We start from the raw sequence: 17639 nt of genomic DNA, 5'->3' as shown, positions 1-17639 counted from the left end.
ATTGGCATGCATGATAAAAAAACTTATCACGACAAATGATTGTTAGATTAAACCATGATTAAGATACTTGTGACATATTACTCGAAGACCGGGCATACTGAGGAGCTTGCTAAAGCCGTAGCAGAGGGCGTAAAAGATGCAGGAGGGATGGCGGTCCTAAAAAAAGTGAGCGAAGTTGATGTGGAAGAACTGCCCACTTATGACGGAATAATCATCGGCTCTCCGGTCTACTTTGGAAATATGGCGGCAGATGTCAAAAGGCTTATCGATGATTCGATCAGCGTTCGCCGAAAATTAGAGGGGAAAATCGGCGCCACATTCGTGACATCCAGGCACAGAACTGGGGGGAAAGAGACAACCATGCTTTCCATATTGGAAGCGATGTTGATACACGGAATGGTCGTCGTCGGCGACCCCATCGAAGTCGGTGGGCACTATGGCGCAGCTGGGACTGATGAACAAGCTAAAAAAGAGGCTTTTGGGCTTGGAAAGCGCATGACAATGATCGCAGAAAAATTGGGTATATAAGATAAGGCAAATATTAAATATAGGTTCATCAAATTGTGTATGGAGTGAATTTGGGTGTCCCATCCCCTCTAGATAAACGCCTGAATTCACTCTTTACGATTTTTTTGGAGTTATCTAGGAGAGAACAATGGCTAAGAAAACAACAGACAAAGGTACAACATCAGAGAGTTGTATATCCTGTGGGGTTAGGCTCACAGAGAGAGGGTTTACTCGGTTTCTGTGCCCAGAGTGTGGAGAAAAGATAGGAAGATGCACGAGATGCCGACAACAGAGCAATCCTTATAGTTGTGCTAAATGCGGATTTATAGGGCCCTGAGGTGGACATTTTGTATGTAGCAGCTACAATAAAAATAATGCCAAAAGACACAGATATCGACTTTGAAAAGCTCAAGGCAGACATAAGGGCAGCCGTGCCAGAGGGCGCAAAATTGCAGGGATTTGCAGAAGAGCCGATAGCATTTGGCTTAAAAGCGCTAATAGCCGCCATAATTGTGAAAGACGAAGAGGGCGGAACCGAAAGAGCAGAAGAGTCGTTCGCGAAAGTTCATGGCGTAGAGAGCGTACAAGTCATTGAGCTCAGCCGAATCTAATAAATGGGGCTCGTAGCTCAGTGGAAGAGCACCACGTTCGCAGCGCGGGGGCCGCGGGTTCAAATCCCGCCGAGTCCATCTGTGTGAGGATATGAACGGCGAATTGATAGGTGACAAGGTCATAGTAGGTAGTGAGGCCCTAACAGAGCTATATGATTCCAGCTACTATGGGCGCCCCAGAGAAGACACCCTGGAATTATCATTAACAGAAGCATCATATCTGCTGGAAAGGGCAAAAATCACCATCGCTTTAGATAAACATGTTCTGAGCTTTGCGGAGTTTTTCAAGATAGCTTCCATGCGAATGGAAAATTTCGAACTGAAATACCTCGTTTACAAGGACCTTAAGGAAAGGGGGTACCATGTACAGCCGAGCGCAACCGATTTTCGATTATATCCGAGGGGTAAAAGACCCGGTGAAACCCCAGCGGAGTATTTTGTGCATGTGATATCAGAGCGAAAACCCCTTCCCTTGGCAAAACTGACATTTCTTATGGAAACCGCGGAAAATGTACGAAAAGGAATATTATTAGCGATAGTTGACGAGGAAAGTGAAGTAACTTTCTATGAGGTCAAAAGGGCAATGATGAAAGGGGATATGAAGCCAGTAGATCATGTTAAAGAGGAGGCCCTATTATTAGAGGATAGGGCCATGATATTTGACTCAAAGCTGGCTCACTTCCTTTACCATAATGGCTTCTTCGGAAAGCTCCAAGAGGAGAGGTTACAATTATCTTTGGTCGAATCTGCATACTTGCTAAAAAAGAAGGTCATCGAGATCGTTGATCGAAGTGGACATGCACTCAGTCTAAGGAAATTCACAGGGGTTGCAACCAAAATTGAGCCCACTTTCAAAAGGAAACTCAATATCTACGAGGACATGAGAAATAAGGGAATGGTTGTAAAGACAGGTTTCAAGTTTGGAAGCCACTTCCGTGTCTATAAGAAAATAGAGCCTATGAAAAGGTTACAACACTCAGAATATTTGGTACACGCGATTCCAGAGGACCACATATTTTTGTTGCCTGAGATGTCACGTGCCATAAGGCTTGCTCAGAGCGTTAGAAAGCAGATGATCTTTGCTTACATAAAGGATAAAAAGGTAAAATACATTGATATCGGGAGGGCCAAGCCATGATGCGGAAAATAAAGCTCAATCCATGGAGCACGAATTTCATAGAAGATTATTCTAAGTTATTTGATGAGTTTGGCGTATCCCCTTTCGGGGATCTGTTGGCAGAGGTGCCCAATCCACACCTATACATGAGAAGGCAAATAATCTTTGGCCATCGCGATTATCAACCCATTTTGGATGCGATGCATTCAAATCAGCCCTTCGGCGTCATGAGCGGATTTATGCCATCCGGTCCGGTGCACCTAGGACATAAGATGGTGATGGATGAGATCATATGGCACCAACGGATGGGCGCAGACGCATTCTTCGGAATAGCTGACATGGAGGCGCATGCCGTGCGAGGGATCCCATGGAAAGAATGCACTGAGAGGGGCATCAACGAGTATGTCCTTAGCGTGATAGCACTCGGATTTGAACCGAATGGTAGGATCTATTTTCAATCGAAAGACACCTTTGTCAAAGATCTGGCCTTTGAGTTAGGTGTAGAGGCAAATCTCTCTGAGATGAGCGCAATCTATGGTTTTTCCGGCGAGACCCATATATCACATATGGTAAGTGCGCTTGTTCAAAGCGCGGATATCCTCCATCCACAGCTGAAGGCATATGGGGGACCCAAACCAGTTGTGATTCCTGTAGGATTTGACCAAGACCCCCATATCAGACTTACGCGGGACATAGCAAGCCGGATGAGGATGTTCAAAGTGGAACAACGCGAGGATTACATTAGCGTCAGGGCAAAGCACCCTAACAAAGAGGCAATGTATGAAATAGCTGATAGCTTGGAGGGTGACGTGAAAATTTATGCCGAGCACGTGGACATTTATGACAATAAAGACGTAAGGAAGATCGAATCGGTTGTACGGGCCGTGGAAATTGAGCATGGTGGATACGGGTTAATCCTTCCTTCCTCTATATATCATCGCTTTATGAGCGGACTGACGGGAGGGAAGATGTCGAGCAGCTCTCCCGACAGCATAATCGCTCTCACAGAATCCCCCGATGTTGCAGCGGAAAAGGTTAAGAAAGCAAAGACTGGAGGGCGGGTGACCCTAACGGATCAACGCAAATTGGGCGGTGAACCCCAAAAATGTACGGTCTATGAACTGTTGCTTTTCCATTTGATAGAGGATGATGCCCATATGGCAGAGATATTCACTGAATGTAAGGAGGGTAAACGCACCTGCGGGAGTTGCAAGTCGCTCGCTGCAGAACTAATGATTAAATTTTTGAGGGAGCATCAGGAGGGACGGGAACGCGCAAAAGAGCGATTGGATGAGTATGGGCTGAAGTTAGAGGGGTGATAAAAAATAAACTTCTTTTTTAGTATTGGAATTAAGTATTTTTGTTATATTGCTCTTTAAAGTCTTCCAAAGAGGCTTCTAGTTGAGGGTAGCCACGTGTACAATTTTTCGCCCCATACATCAATCCACCCTTACCGATATCTTCTTCTATTTCTTTAAGACTTTGGATGGCTATATCACTATTTTTAGGTAAGTATTTCGTCACAAATGCACCTACCCACCACAGCTCATTTACAGCTAAATGTTTATCTTCTAATTTCATGCAAATGTCAATTATGCCGCCCATTGAGACTCCCATGCAAGCGGTCTTTAAATCTTCAGCAACACGAGCGGATCCACCGTATATTTTATTAAACCCCTTCTCATCAGCTTTAATCTCAGCAGCTTTAATCCCGATCTTTTTTAACCCATTGATGGCTTCTTCAGCCAGAAAATCCCTACTTTGGAGGAAAGCACCCTCCAATCTATTTTTAGCAGCCATAACACCGATATTTTTTAATCCACGGACTGTAGGCTTTGTCGCCCATGTAAATATCCTTCCAACGCTATAGACTCCAATACGTGTTAAGTTATCTATAACCAACCAAGTCTCATCTACCCATCTCTTTTCGGCACATTTTTTGCCTATTTGTGATAAATAAAATATTATATTTACTACCGCATCTTCACAAGATTCTTTAACTGCGCCTTTGACAATCTCACCCAATTCAAAGATGATGCCCGATGTCTCTGTTTCATACCCTGAATTAATTGCGTTTATACACTCTGTATATAGATTCTCAGCTCCAATCTCATATTTCAATATGCTATTAACGTCTTTTAAAAATGGAATTAATGAAAAGACGCAGAAAGCCGCAAGAGCAATTGAGAAATTTACACCCAATTCCCAGAAGCCTGCTTTAAGAACTAAAAGTGGTGTGACAACCCCTAATCCAAAAATAATCATTAAACCGATGGTTCCACGTCTAAATATGATCTTATCCATCGCCGTGTATCTTCTCGTCATCTGAGCTACTACCAACGTAATCGTAAACACCAAAGCAAGTATGGCAGCCAAGCCCTGAGAGATCGCACTTAATATGTATCTTGCATTGTCTTGATCTGTGTTTGGAGAGGCGTAATACAAGATTAAAAAGACTGCCAATGTTATGATTATGCATATGATCCACCCCTTATATTTTTGCCAGTTATAGTTCATTTCACCCCTTCTCCACTAATTTATATAATCAGATATTTGTGTTTAAAATACCTTTCTTATACCCTATCTAGTAACAAAATTCCCACCGAAACCAGATGTATAATTAAACGAACCTTTAAAAGTTAACAATATAATATTACATATGCCAGTCGGTAACTGGAAGAAGTATTGAGGAGGTAACCCATGCCTAAACCTAGCCTTGATAAAGCAACCAAGAAAGCCATCTTATATGCTCGTAGTTTAGTAGAAGCGATTGCAAAAGCTGATAGTAATGAAGCGGAAACACGCAAACGTATAGACCATATCCTTGAAAATCTTATGGGATATGACACTTTCAAACATATCACACAGGAGTATGCAATTCATGGGACTGGGGATGCTGTACATTGTGATATTGCCATCCAACTCGGTCATGAAGAGACATCAAAGCCAGATGTACTCATTGAAGTTAAAAGGGTGAATATTGACCTCTCCACAAAACACATCAGACAGGCGGCATCCTATGCTATTGATATTGGCTGTGAATGGATATTGCTAACCAATAGTAAAGAATGGAAACTTTATCACATTACATTCGGTCAACCCCCTCAGACTAAATTGATAGAATCTTGGGACTTGTTAAATGATAACCTAATGGTCTTAGCTCAGAAGTTTGAAATAGTCAGCTATAAAAATCTTAAAAAGCAAGGATTGGACAAATTGTGGCAAAAAAGAAATGTGTTAACCGCTCTCAATCTTCTAAAGACCGTATTATCGGAAGAATCGATAAGGAGGTTCCAGCGCGGAATAAAGAAAGATACTGGCATATCTGTGTCCCCAGAAGATATTGTTGGAGCTTTCCGCCACCTGTTGAATGAAGCCGCACTCATTGAAATGGATAAAACCAAGATATGCTTACCTGCTAAACGGAGACAAGTTAAAACTTCAAAAGCTACCAAGAGTCAGCCAACTTCAGTAGAGCAATAGATATAGGCTATACAGACAGAAAAAATGCAGTAGGATGGACATCTATCCTATGCCGCCTCAAGTCTTGGAATAACTCCTTCTATATTTGCGCTCTCTTGCATTTCTCTCTCCGAGAAGGTAGTCTAAAGACCTGAAAACCCCAAGAAATGCCTTATATCTTCTACGAGGTCGTTTTTTAGAAGTGTTTAGTTAAAGAGACTATAGGGAGGTTATTTGGTTAAAAGAAGGGTTATAGCAGGATATGGATATAGTGAGAAGGAACATAGTGAGAGCTGTAAAAAAATAAAATTTAAATGAAGAAGGAATGATTTGGATTTACTCTATCCAAATATCATTCCCATACCTGTTGCAGCCGAATCCTCTTCAGCCTGGATCTTTTTGATTATCTGCTTAGCCTCCCTCCCTATGAGCTTCTCTATCGGCAAATCAGCAAATAACTCACTGATTTCTTTGAGTTTCTTAGGCGTTCCAGATATGTACAAAAAGTACCCTTTACGATCAGATTCCAGTAACTTGCATTCTCGAACTGTGTAGCCTGTTCGCTTGAGGAGGTCGTTCTCCAACACTTTATCCATATCTTTCTTTACATCATAGCCACAGAAATATAGTTTCTCCAAATGCTTCCCTCCATGGTCAATCACATATGCTCTACTTAGGATAAAACTATGGTCTATAAAAGTTTTAACTTTTCCTTCTGGGGTTATAAGTGGCTTACCTGCCTCATTAGCTTACCTAACATATCAATATTAACGATCTACTATTAACGATCCGGAAATCCTAGAGCTGGGCATGCCTCGACCAGATATTACAAGTGCCCTCATGGGAGACCATGCAAGGTCCCAGTGGGTGCTCAGGCCTGCACGCTTTCAGGAACATTGGGCATGAAGAAGGATTTATTTTTCCCAAGATGACCAAATGACAGCTACAGCCGGGCACCATATCCCTTGCTGATTCTGTTTTAATATCATATCTGAGGCGCGCATCGCAATCGGCAAATTCATCCTTTAACCTATATGCCGAAGACGGAATGCTTCCAATCCCCCTCCAACATCCGTCAACCACGTCGAAAACCTCTTTGAGAATGCCCTGGGCTTTAACGTTGCCCTCTTTGGTTACTGAACGGGAGTATTCGTTGTCAAGTCTGGCACCATATTTCATCTGTTTCAGTAGCATGAGAACTGCCATCAGGATATCCATGGGCTCAAATCCGGCTACAACTGTGGGCATATTGTGGGTCTGAGGAAATATGCTGAATGCATCAGCTCCGATAATAGTCGCCACATGGCCCGGACAAATGAAGCCATCTATCTGAATGTCCTTGGTGCCCAAGAGGAGTTTCATCGCCGGTGGAATCAGCCTATGTGCGGTGAGAAAGCTTAGATTTTTAGGCGGACCCCTCAGAATCTCGGCGGCAACCGTTGGCGCTGTTGTCTCAAAGCCTATCGCAAAGAAGACAAAACTCTTATCAGGCTCTTTCGTTGCCATCTTCACCGCATCGGTAACACTGTAAACGATACGTACGTCTCCGCCGGTTGCTTTCGCATCCGAAAGTGACATCTTGGTCCCAGGAACCCTGAGCATGTCGCCAAAGGTCATTACAGTCAAACCATGCTGTGCAAGCCAAATAGCCTCGTCTATTTCCCCTGCAGGAACGATGCAAACAGGGCAACCCGGACCAGCTATCACCTCTATAGCGGGAGGAAGAAGTGAACGTAACCCGAAACGCGTAATAGCAAACTCATGCGTACCGCAGACATGGCAGAATTTCACAGGACCCTTTGGGACCAAATCCTTAATCTTGCTGACGATTACCTGGGTTAAAGCCGGATCTTTAAACACAGAAACTAAGATAGCATAAGAACAATTATAATTATTGCCTGTCAAGGGATTAGTACAATGGCTCAAATTAACCAAAATGACTTAACCACCGATGAAAAACGCATTCTGTTGGCATTGACCAGGGTTGAATCCGCTAGCCCAGAAAAACTGACATCGCTAGCAGAGATTAACGTCGAGACTGCGATGAGGTCTGCGCTCCTACTTGAACAGAAAGGACTTTCAAAGATTATTGAGAAGACAGCCGAAATGTACTCACTTACCACCGAAGGAGTTCTTTACGCAGAAAAAGGGCTTCCAGAACAGCGAATCATCGAGTTCATGGATGGCAAAGAGACCTTTTTGTCCGACCTCATAGAAGCGTTCTCCGACCAAGAGGTCAACATCGCGCTAGGTTGGCTCAGAAAAAAAGGCTGGGCATCCATCGAAAAGCGTAAAGACGAGGTGGTCATCACCCCTTTGAGCATAACGAGAGATCCCCAGAAAGATATACTGAATCTGTTGTATGTGAAAAATACGGACCTCAAGCGATTTGACCCCGAGGTCATCAAGGCTCTGCTGAACAGAAATCTGATCGTTGCAACAGAGAAGAGCGATCGGGTCATAAGCCTCACAGACGAGGGGCGCAGGTTGGTTGCAGAAGGTATCGAAATTATCGAGGAGATCACTCAATTGACGCCAGATTTGATTCGATCTGGTAAATGGAAGGAGAAACATCTGCGTGCATATGATGTCAACGCACCGGTACTCAAGGTTTTTGGAGCCAAGAAGCACCCCTATCGAAGGCTGCTTGATCAAATGCGCAAGATATTTTTGGAAATGGGCTTTGAGGAGATCCGGGGGGGCATAGTGCAGACTTCTTTCTGGAACTTTGATGCGCTGTTCCAGCCACAGGATCATCCTGCCAGGGAAATGCAGGACACCTTCTACCTTGATTCCAAAGGGGATATACCAATGGAACTTGCACAAAAGGTGAAGGTCATGCATGAGCAGGGCGGAGACATTGGTTCGACAGGTTGGGGAGGCAAGTGGAGCTTGGAGCTGGCAAGGACGGAAGTGCTCAGGACGCACACCACGGCAATAACGATCAGGCATCTTTCCGATAATCCAGACCCTCCAGTGAAAGCGTTCTGTATAGGACGCACCTATAGGAGGGAGACAATCGATTCAACACATCTGCCGGAGTTTACGCAACTGGAAGGAGTCGTGATGGATGAGGCTGTCTCATTTAAGAATTTGTTGGGATGCTTGGCTGAGTTCTATAAACGGATGGGATTCGAAAAATTACGCTTTAGACCCGGATACTTCCCCTATACTGAGCCCTCTGTAGAGCCTGAAGTGTACGTAGAGGGTTTGGGCTGGATGGAACTCGGGGGGGCAGGAATCTTCCGCCGCGAGGTCACAGCACCACTTGGAATAAGGCACCCGGTATTGGCATGGGGCCTTGGCGTTGGCAGACTGGCGATGCTGCGTCTGGGGCTAAAGGACCTTAGAGACCTTTATAGATCAGACATGGGTTGGCTTTGGAGGTGCCCTATATGCCAATGGTGACGCTGCGCTATGAAGACTTGGAGAGATTGATCGGCACAGACAAGAACACCATTGTCGACAGGATGCCAATGATCGGTGCTGATGTTGAACGCATCGATGAAGACCATATGGATGTGGAGTTCTTTCCAGACCGTCCGGACCTCTTCAGTATCGAGGGCGTCGCCAGAGCGATGCGCGGTTTTTTGGAGATAGAGACGGGTTTGCCCAGGTATGATGTAAAAAGTTCAAAAGTCTCAATCACGATAGATGAGTCCATTAGACCGATAAGACCTCATCTCGCCTGTGCCGTTGTCCGTGATTTGCACCTGGATTCTAACAGCATTGAGCCCTTGATGAGCTTACAAGAACATCTGCACTGGGGCATTGGGCGCGATCGAAAGAAGGTATCTCTTGGCGTCCATGATCTTTCAAAGATCAAACCGCCGTTTTTATACAAGGCAGCTGACCCTGACACTGAATTCGTACCACTTGATTTCGACTATCCCATCTCGATGCGCAGGATACTTGAAATCCATCCAAAAGGGGTCAAGTTCGCGCGTATCTTGGATGGCATGAAACGCTACCCCCTGATAACCGACGCTGCTGACAACGTATTATCCTTCCCGCCAATCATCAACTCGGCACGGACCATGGTCACCGATACGACGAGGGATTTGTTCGTCGAGGTAACAGGAACGGATGCGTCCGTTGCCACGGCACTGAACATCGTGGTAACTGCACTTGCGGAAAGGGGCGGCAAGGTTGAATCAGTCAGGATATTTTCAGATGGAAAGGTGCGCAAGACGCCTAACCTGTCTCCAACTATTAGGTCGCTCCAAGTTAAGGATGTGAACTCACTTCTCGGTTTGGATTTGAATGCAGAAGAAATCGCAAGAAATCTCAGAAAGATGAGGTTCGGCGCAACCATCCATGAAGATGGGATCGATGTGGAGGTACCGGCATATAGGGCAGACATATTACATGCCTGTGATCTGATCGAGGATGTCGCCATCGGATATGGATATGACAGATTCAAACCGGAATTTCCCGAAATCGCTACGATAGGCAAAGCACATTACATCGAGGATAAATTCGAATGGCTGAGGGACATCATGATTGGCCTGGGCTTTTCAGAGGTTATGACCTTCACGCTCACGAACGAAAAAGTGCACTTCGACAGCATGCGACGACCTAAAGTGGAGGTAACAAGGGTCAGGCATCCGATCAGCATAGACCAAACCATGGTCAGATCGTCCATTCTTCCGAGCCTAATGGAGATTTTGTCTTTGAACAAGCACCATGTGCTCCCGCAAAAGATATTTGAGGTTGGAGAGGTTCTGCTCAACGGAAAAAATTCACAGCGATTGGCATGTGTTTCCATAAACTCCACAGCTAACTTCGCCGAGATAAAATCCATTGCTGAGTCTGTGCTGAGAGAGCTCAAAACAGAATTTACCCTAGAAGAGGCAGAGGATACGGCATTTTTAGAGGGGCGGAGAGCCCGCATCTTGGTGGATGGTAACAACATAGGGGCATTCGGTGAGATCCATCCAGACGTGATTCTGAATTTCGGACTGGACCAACCTGTTGTGGCCTTCGAGCTGGACGTCAGCTAGGTTTCCCTATTGGAATGAGGTATAAGGGTGAGGTTTCCTCACTTACATCGAGGATTCTGCGAACCTCGTCATCGAGAAAGGCACCCACTACGGTGCAGGCTAATCCCAAAGATTCCGCCTGCAAGTATATGTTCTCGCCAACGTGACCTGCTTCCATGTGCACATATCTTTCTCCTCTTGCACCATACTTAGAGGTGGTCCTTTCGTATATCGCGCAGATTACCAAGATTATGGGCGCATCTTTGATCCACATCTGGTTCAAAGTCGATGCAGAGGCCATCTCGAGTCGCAGGTCGCCTTCTCTGCATAGTTCAAGAGAGTGCCCTTCGGCATCGTAGTGATATATGCCCTCTTTCAGTCCCTCAACTCCCCCTGCCAATATGAAGAGCTCCAGTGGATAGAGGGCACCAGCGCTGGGTGCAGCCCTAAATCCCCTTGAGTCAGTGATGCCCTGAGCTGCCCATAACAGTTGGGATAATTGATTGAGACCAATAAATGCGGATTCGAATCTCCGAACGGATCTCCTGCCAGCAATTGCCATTTCCACTGACATCTCTCCGTCTGCATTAGGTTCAGGCAAAAGTATCCTGGATTCTGCTTTCATGCAGTTGTAGGCTCCCAGGGTAAACGATGCCGCTCCCATGAGACCCAGAATTTTGAGGATGCCTCTTCTGGTCCATTTAAACGCCATCATCTGTTATAGTTATTGGTTGACTTAGGATAAAAAGCCTGAGATCAAATCAGGAGCCAAATGGGGATCGTGAGAGATAAAACACCCCTAGAATTAATACACATTAAGCATTACAGTAAATTCATGCGAACAATCGACTGGAACGATGAAGATAATAGTGTCATGTTAATAGACCAGACGAAATTGCCCAAGGAGTACATTGTGCTGGAATGTAAAGACGTGGGCGCTCTGGCCGAGGCGATAACCTCCCTGAAGGTGAGGGGTGCGCCCGCACTTGGCGTTGCCGGTGGATTTGGCATCGCGCTGGCTGCGCATACCAGCCATGCCCAAGGTCCAAGGGATTTGATGCAAGACCTCGAGGGTGCAGCACAAATTTTGAGGGGTACCAGGCCAACCGCAGTTAACCTGTTCTGGGGCATCGACCGCGTTCTCAGCAAAGCGAACGCCGGTCATTCCATCGCACAAATAAAGGAATTAGCGCTGGAGGAAGCCAAGAAAATGGCAGACGAGGATGTGCAGAAGTGCCGGGATATCGGCAAGCACGGCGAGGCATTGCTGGAGGACGGCGACATCGTTCTGACGCATTGTAATGCAGGCAGGATGGGTTGTGTCGACTGGGGCACAGCCCTAGGAGTTGTAAGGTCAGCCATAGAAAAAGGCAAGAGAATAAAAGTCATCGCATGTGAAACTCGTCCCCTAAACCAAGGCTCAAGGATAACCACCTGGGAGCTCCTCCAAGACAACATTCCCGTTACGCTGATTACCGACAGCATGATCGGGCATGTGATGAAATCCGGAGACATCGATAATGTGATCGTCGGCGCAGACAGAATCGTCGAGGATGCGGTCTTCAATAAAATTGGCACCTATACTCTATCCATCGTGGCGAAAAAGCATGGCGTTCCCTTTTACGTTGCAGCCCCCTCATCTACCTTTGACTTTGACAGGCGCGCAGCGGACATAAAAATCGAGGAGCGCGATCCGTCAGAGCTTAAGTACTTTGGAGGCGAGCAGATCGCTCCTCTGGAGGTGAAAGCCTATAATCCCGCCTTCGATGCCACGCCGATGGAGAACGTGAGCGCCATAATAACTGAATACGGGATATTATACCCGCCTTTCGTATTCGAGGAGATAAGGGAGAGATGGGCGGGGTTGAAATGATAGTTTCAATGGATATTTAATTTAGTCGATGCGATAAGATAGGATAGAAATGAAGACCTGCGGATATACCTTCAGGAATAAAGAAAAATGTGCTGAGGAAGCTCTGCAGAATTCGAAGTGCATACTCCATATCGATCTCCCAGAAGACGAAGAAAGCGAAGAGTTCAAGGAAATAAACGATTTAAAAAGGAAGAAAGTTGAAGAAAAAGTCAGCAAAGAGGATTTTAATTTTGAAGGTGCGAGATTACTTGAAGTCGATTTCTCAGAGAAGAAGATTAAAAAGAATCTGGATTTTACTGATGCCATTATTAGAAGAGATGTTTCTCTTAATAGAGCCAAGATAGGTGGAAATGCTTGGTTTGGGGAAGCGACGATAGGTGGAAATGCTTGGTTTGTGGGAGCAAAGATAGATGGAAATGCTTGGTTTGGGGAAGCGACGATAGGTGGAAATGCTTGGTTTGTGGGAGCAAAGATAGATGGAAATGCTTGGTTTGGGGAAGCGACGATAGGTGGAAATGCTTGGTTTGTGGGAGCAAAGATAGATGGAAATGCTTGGTTTGGGGAAGCGACGATAGGTGGAAATGCTTCGTTTGTGGGAGCAAAGATAGATGGAAATGCTTGGTTTGGGGAAGCGACGATAGGTGGAAATGCTTGGTTCTATGGAACCGAGATAAAGTACTCTGCTTATTTTGATGGAGCCATAATAGTCGGAGATGCTCGTTTTGATGAAGTTAAAATAGGGAGAGATGCCCTATTCAATAGAGCTACTATATGTAAAGATGCTTCATTTGATAGGGCTAAAATAAAAGGAAAAATAGAGTTTAAAGATACGACTTTCAAAAATCCAGAAGCTCAAAAAAATGCATGTATAACAGCAAAAAATATTTGGACAAAAGTGGGTGACAGAAACGAGGAGGATTACTATTTCCGTCTTGAAATGGAGGCAAAAAGGAAACAGAAAAAACCCATTATACAATTTTTAGAGCTTATTTTAATCCAAAAAATCTTCAGATATGGCACAAAATGGGAATATGTTTTACTCACATGGTTCTTGGTAGTGTTTGGATTTGCATTTCTCTTCTGGATTGGCAATGGCGTGGAAGGTGCAACTTCTTTGTGGGAGAATATTTATTTCAGCATCGTTACAGCGACAACTTTGGGGTATGGAGATTATCATCCAACTCATGGAATTTATCAAGGAGTTGCAGGCATTTTAGCCATCTTTGGAGCTTTTATGTGGGCCGCATTCATTGCGATATTCGCGAGAAAATATATGCGCTGATCTTAATAAAATAAAGTAAAGAAGATGAATAGTTACCAAAGGCTTATAACACAAAAATAAAAAGCTCGATCAAGCAAAATACAACAACTCTTATCTTACTATGATTTAAATTATAATCGAATCGAATATCAATACAAAAAACCACAAAGGAGATTAAATAAATGGCAGAACCGCAGAAAGTTCAAATAAGGGGTACACCAGCCATAGTAAAGCCCCTGTTCGCAGATGAGGTGATGCTCGGAATTACCGTAAAGGCAACAAAGACCGAGGAGGGAGTTAAAAAAGAGGGTTTGGTAAGGCTCAGCTTTCTCGACGTGATAAGAGGGCAACTGTTAGCTGAGGTTGTCATAACTCCTGCAACCGCCAAATCGCTTTCAAAAATCCTAAATAACGATCTAAAAAGGATGGAAGACGAATTAAAAAGCAAAAAGTTGCCGGAAAAACCGCTGATAAAAGAAGAAACGACCGGGTACATATACTAATAGTTGAAAGCTAGTTTGTTATATATTATTTTGTTTTAGACCTTACCATACTATAGTATACCCATCTCTGTCAGGCGCTCAGGCAGATAGGTATCGGTGACGAAGTCCAGGCCGTACTTTGCAAGAGACTGCTGCTCAGACTTCTTGTTCAGCTCCAACTGGAGGTTGACCTCGCTTTTCCAGAACTCTGACTCAAACCTGGGATCAGAGAGCAGGGAATGTAGTGCCCTGATATCCTGATCTGTCAGCTTGTCGTTGGGCAGCTCATAGTTGATGATATCGGACGGTCTGATTCCAACGAACATCGCCGCCGGAGCAGCCATATATTCGGACAAATGAGCGCTCTTAATCGAGCCATAGGCAACGGATGCAAAAATACGATAGGACCAGGGGTCTCCATCGGTAAAGACCGCCACTGGAAGCTTCAATTCCTCGCTGATCCTCTTCATCAGTCTGCGCGTGCTTCTGGCTGGCTGGCCCTTCAGGTGAATGATGATAGCATCAAATTTTTCATCAAACTCGTTCTCGATGAGCCTGTCACGCATACCGCCCGTCTCTATGGCGATGACGAGCCTTGCGTCATGCTCTAAGAACTCAAGAGCGTCCACGTTACATGGAACCTGATAGCCTGCCTCGCCAACATCATCTTGACAGTGTATGATCTTGGTTCCCCTTCGGGTTTGCTCCCGGATGCGCAGGGGGCCCAGGATAGATGCACCATCTTCCTCCGGTCTTATATGAAAGTCCTCTCTCTGGAGTTCGCTCACGATCTCAAGGTCCTCGATCAACCTATCGCTTTCCTGCTGCTCCCCGAACTTTGCCAGGCCCCAGTTTTCAGATATGTAGTACAGCTCTCTCAGCGTGGAGGATTTCGCCTGCTTTAGCTGCGTATTCACAAAATCGACCACATAGGAGGTCTTGAGCAGCTGGTAGGCACCACGGGTCGTTTTAGCGCTTCTGGTGCTTTCTCGCTCGCCATATACCCATACTTCCGCATCATCATCATAGGCTATGTTAGCTTTCGTCCGGGTCGGCAGTAAGAGAGCAGGTATCTCCCCGTTCTCCAGCTGGGTGTAAAACCCATTGATCAGATGAAGTAACTTCCTCTGTGTCAGCTCGTCCTTCTCGATCATACTTACTACACCACCTTCGCCCCTGTTATGACCTCTTCGTCTATGCCCTCTGCTATGGGGGCTTGCAGCTCTGGAGTTCCGCTACACTCGATATTGTAACAAAGCACTTTCTGCTCGCCTGGAACCAGAGATACCTTCCACACCAGACTGGTCGAATTACCGACTTTCATGACTTTTGCCCCTGGAGCGTCCAATACCTCATATTTGAACAACTCATGAAGTTTAAACGACCTGGCATGCTCGTCAAAGTTTCTGACCTTCAGGGAGACGAAACACCCGTCAGCCTTTGGCGTAACTTCTCTCTGGACCAGCACATTGCCCATGATCTTCGCTATCACCGGTCTAATATCAGGCTCCTCCTTTTCCAATATGGAGGATACCTTGACAACCATCTTCGGGAGAATCTTCTTGATGATTTCCTCCTTGTCTTTACGCCGTTCGAGCAGTTTTTGTCGAGAGAGGTAATTCTTCGTGTCGCGGGCTACTTCCTGAACAGCCAGCTTGATTTCGTTCATGATCTCTGGGATATCTGCTATCGCGTCCTTCGATTCCGATGTGAAGGGAACTTTCGTAGAAGCGACATGGACAAACACAACCGCTGGGCCGACCGGTATGCCATTTCCACCGGATTGGTTCAGCTCATAGTTCTTCCAGTTTATATCACTTATCGCATGAGTGATTGCACATCCCCCTTGCTGATATAGCAAAGGCACCTTGTTGGCGAAACGCAATATTTCAATCCTATCCTCCTTGGGCAGGCTGCCACCAAATGCGATGCCGGCCTCCACAATGAAAGGATTGCCAGAATGGACACTGGCGGCCCTTGTCGTGGTAGATATGAAATCGACGTCATATTCCTTCTCAAGACCTTTGTATATCTGATCCTCCCCTAGGGGGGACAGGCAATCCATTGGCGGAGCCTGGATTCTGACTTTTCTGAACGCCCCCAGAAGGTGCTTCGCCTGATCATGGGATATATTAGCAGGAACCTCACCAGGATCAATGGCAGCATCTTTGCAGATGTCCTCTGCAGTCTTCCGCCCCATCCTGGAAAACTCGTTCATCAAGAAGGACACCAATTTCTGCCTTTCCGTGTAGCGCAGCATCTTGATTAAAGTGCCTAATTCCATCCCATCCGGATGGGGCATAATCTCCTTGGGCTGGGGCGGCATGATATCCGTAGCCCTATCAAATACCATTATGTTCCCATCAGGTTCTATTAGCGTCAGCCTGGCATGTGGGTTCACAATGGCAGTGGATTTCAGATATTCATGGATGGACTGGCGCCTCCCACGCACATAGGATGCTTCTATCTCCATCTCTATTCTGGTTCCATGGGGTCGATCCCAATCCGCAGTTCTCTCCACCAGGATCTCTGGCTCATTGACCTTGGTGTTGATGATCAGCTCATAATAATGTGCAGGGTCGTTCAGGCTTATCCTGGAGGTTATCTTGGTAGGCTTGCCAGAGGTCAGTTGAGAATAGAGCACTGCCGCTGAGATGCCTATGCCTTGCTGGCCCCTGCTCTGCTTTAATACGTGAAATCGTGAGCCATAGAGCAGTTTGGCGAAAATCCTGGGTATCTGCTCTCTAACTATGCCAGGCCCATTATCTTCGACCGTGATCAAAAAGGCATCTCCTGCCCGAGCAACCTGCACAAAAATGTCGGGAAGAATGGAAGCATCTTCGCATGCATCCAACGCATTGTCCACCGCTTCCTTAACGCACGTTATTAGGCTTCTCGGGGCAGAATCAAAGCCAAGTATTTGTCTGTTCTTCTCAAAGAACTCAGCGACGCTTATGGCCCTCTGTTTTTTTGCAAGCTCCTCTGCAATCGCCATCTATCTGTCCCATCCCCTATATTTTTTAGTTGATTTTAATTGATGGATATATAGCAACACATCACAGCTCGGCCCCAACTATGGTCTGAGTTGACGTCACACCCTGTATATCCCGTATGGAATCAACCAGTTTATTCAACGCGCTTAGACCCTCAACTTCCATTATCACGATGAAGTCGTACTCGCCAAACACATGAAAAATATCCCTGATTCCATCTATACCTCTCAGCTTGTTATAGACGGACTTTTCTTCCCCAGGAACGACGTTCACCATCGTAACTCCTATGACCATCTGATCCACCCTCATAATTACATGTCACACTGAGAACAAAAAGGTTATTGTCATCAG

At 45.6% G+C, this 17639-nt stretch carries 18 protein-coding genes and 1 tRNA gene; 12 read left to right on the top strand and 7 right to left on the bottom strand.

The features are described from left to right. The first annotated feature begins 54 nt into the window (after window positions 1–54). From PHI74_00780 to PHI74_00755, 6 genes are all read left to right on the top strand, one after another. A complete protein-coding gene (locus tag PHI74_00780; GenBank protein MDD5484555.1) occupies window positions 55–528 on the top strand; it encodes a flavodoxin domain-containing protein in 474 nt (157 codons plus the stop codon). A 127-nt stretch (window positions 529–655) separates the two neighbouring features. After that, window positions 656–844, top strand: a complete 189-nt coding sequence (locus tag PHI74_00775; GenBank protein MDD5484554.1) for a zinc finger domain-containing protein — start codon at window positions 656–658, stop codon at window positions 842–844. 1 nt (window position 845) lies between these two features. Continuing rightward, window positions 846–1118, top strand: a complete 273-nt coding sequence (locus tag PHI74_00770; protein ID MDD5484553.1) for an elongation factor 1-beta — start codon at window positions 846–848, stop codon at window positions 1116–1118. A gap of 6 nt (window positions 1119–1124) precedes the next feature. Next, window positions 1125–1196, top strand: a tRNA-Ala gene (locus PHI74_00765). A 13-nt stretch (window positions 1197–1209) separates the two neighbouring features. Next, complete coding sequence (gene endA, locus PHI74_00760; GenBank protein ID MDD5484552.1) at window positions 1210–2256, top strand: tRNA-intron lyase; 1047 nt, start codon at window positions 1210–1212, stop codon at window positions 2254–2256. Then, window positions 2253–3554, top strand: coding sequence for a tryptophan--tRNA ligase (locus tag PHI74_00755; protein ID MDD5484551.1), 1302 nt, complete (start codon window positions 2253–2255; stop codon window positions 3552–3554). The genes endA and PHI74_00755 overlap by 4 nt, the downstream gene beginning before the upstream one ends. 31 nt (window positions 3555–3585) lie before the next feature. On the opposite strand, the gene PHI74_00750 is transcribed toward PHI74_00755, so the two are convergent. Then, a complete protein-coding gene (locus tag PHI74_00750) occupies window positions 3586–4539 on the bottom strand; it encodes a hypothetical protein (GenBank protein ID MDD5484550.1) in 954 nt (317 codons plus the stop codon). Between the two features lie 396 nt (window positions 4540–4935). Here PHI74_00750 and PHI74_00745 point away from each other — a divergent pair, with 396 nt between their 5' ends. Beyond that, window positions 4936–5718: a type I restriction enzyme HsdR N-terminal domain-containing protein gene (locus PHI74_00745; GenBank protein MDD5484549.1), complete on the top strand. Its 783-nt coding sequence runs from the start codon at window positions 4936–4938 to the stop codon at window positions 5716–5718. Window positions 5719–6038: 320 nt separating this feature from the next. Here PHI74_00745 and PHI74_00740 read toward each other — a convergent pair whose 3' ends face one another. Next, complete coding sequence (locus tag PHI74_00740) at window positions 6039–6293, bottom strand: hypothetical protein (GenBank protein ID MDD5484548.1); 255 nt, start codon at window positions 6291–6293, stop codon at window positions 6039–6041. 202 nt (window positions 6294–6495) lie between these two features. Continuing rightward, a complete protein-coding gene (hypD, locus tag PHI74_00735; GenBank protein ID MDD5484547.1) occupies window positions 6496–7557 on the bottom strand; it encodes a hydrogenase formation protein HypD in 1062 nt (353 codons plus the stop codon). Between the two features lie 57 nt (window positions 7558–7614). On the opposite strand from hypD, the gene PHI74_00730 reads away from it, so the two are divergent. Together PHI74_00730 and pheT are read left to right on the top strand one after the other, a co-directional pair. After that, a complete protein-coding gene (locus PHI74_00730; GenBank protein MDD5484546.1) occupies window positions 7615–9105 on the top strand; it encodes a phenylalanine--tRNA ligase subunit alpha in 1491 nt (496 codons plus the stop codon). Then, the gene (gene pheT / locus PHI74_00725; GenBank protein MDD5484545.1) at window positions 9093–10700 is read left to right on the top strand and encodes a phenylalanine--tRNA ligase subunit beta; all 1608 of its coding nucleotides are present in this window, start codon (window positions 9093–9095) and stop codon (window positions 10698–10700) included. The genes PHI74_00730 and pheT overlap by 13 nt, the downstream gene beginning before the upstream one ends. Here pheT and PHI74_00720 read toward each other — a convergent pair. Further along, window positions 10693–11394 carry a SagB/ThcOx family dehydrogenase gene (locus tag PHI74_00720; protein ID MDD5484544.1) on the bottom strand — a complete coding sequence of 234 codons (702 nt, stop codon included), beginning with the start codon at window positions 11392–11394 and terminating at the stop codon, window positions 10693–10695. The genes pheT and PHI74_00720 overlap by 8 nt on opposite strands. Before the next feature lie 57 nt (window positions 11395–11451). On the opposite strand from PHI74_00720, the gene PHI74_00715 reads away from it, so the two are divergent. The 3 genes from PHI74_00715 to PHI74_00705 all read left to right on the top strand — a co-directional run bounded on the left by PHI74_00715 (window position 11452) and on the right by PHI74_00705 (window position 14316). Then, the gene (locus PHI74_00715; GenBank protein ID MDD5484543.1) at window positions 11452–12552 is read left to right on the top strand and encodes an S-methyl-5-thioribose-1-phosphate isomerase; all 1101 of its coding nucleotides are present in this window, start codon (window positions 11452–11454) and stop codon (window positions 12550–12552) included. A 49-nt stretch (window positions 12553–12601) separates the two neighbouring features. After that, window positions 12602–13834 carry a potassium channel family protein gene (locus PHI74_00710; protein MDD5484542.1) on the top strand — a complete coding sequence of 411 codons (1233 nt, stop codon included), beginning with the start codon at window positions 12602–12604 and terminating at the stop codon, window positions 13832–13834. Between the two features lie 161 nt (window positions 13835–13995). Beyond that, window positions 13996–14316: a hypothetical protein gene (locus PHI74_00705; protein ID MDD5484541.1), complete on the top strand. Its 321-nt coding sequence runs from the start codon at window positions 13996–13998 to the stop codon at window positions 14314–14316. A gap of 50 nt (window positions 14317–14366) precedes the next feature. Here the strand turns inward: PHI74_00705 and PHI74_00700 are convergent, their stop codons facing one another. The 3 genes from PHI74_00700 to PHI74_00690 form a co-directional block, all read right to left on the bottom strand. Next, entirely contained in the window at window positions 14367–15449 is a 1083-nt protein-coding gene (locus PHI74_00700; protein ID MDD5484540.1) for a DNA topoisomerase IV subunit A, read from the bottom strand. A 5-nt stretch (window positions 15450–15454) separates the two neighbouring features. Further along, window positions 15455–17290 carry a DNA topoisomerase VI subunit B gene (locus PHI74_00695; protein ID MDD5484539.1) on the bottom strand — a complete coding sequence of 612 codons (1836 nt, stop codon included), beginning with the start codon at window positions 17288–17290 and terminating at the stop codon, window positions 15455–15457. Between the two features lie 61 nt (window positions 17291–17351). Further along, the gene (locus tag PHI74_00690) at window positions 17352–17582 is read right to left on the bottom strand and encodes an Lrp/AsnC ligand binding domain-containing protein (protein MDD5484538.1); all 231 of its coding nucleotides are present in this window, start codon (window positions 17580–17582) and stop codon (window positions 17352–17354) included. Window positions 17583–17639: the final 57 nt, after the last annotated feature.

It is taken from the genome of Methanocellales archaeon (assembly GCA_028715985.1).
Taxonomy (GTDB): domain Archaea; phylum Halobacteriota; class UBA148; order UBA148; family UBA148; genus UBA148.
This window is presented reverse-complemented; position numbering and strand designations above follow the sequence as displayed.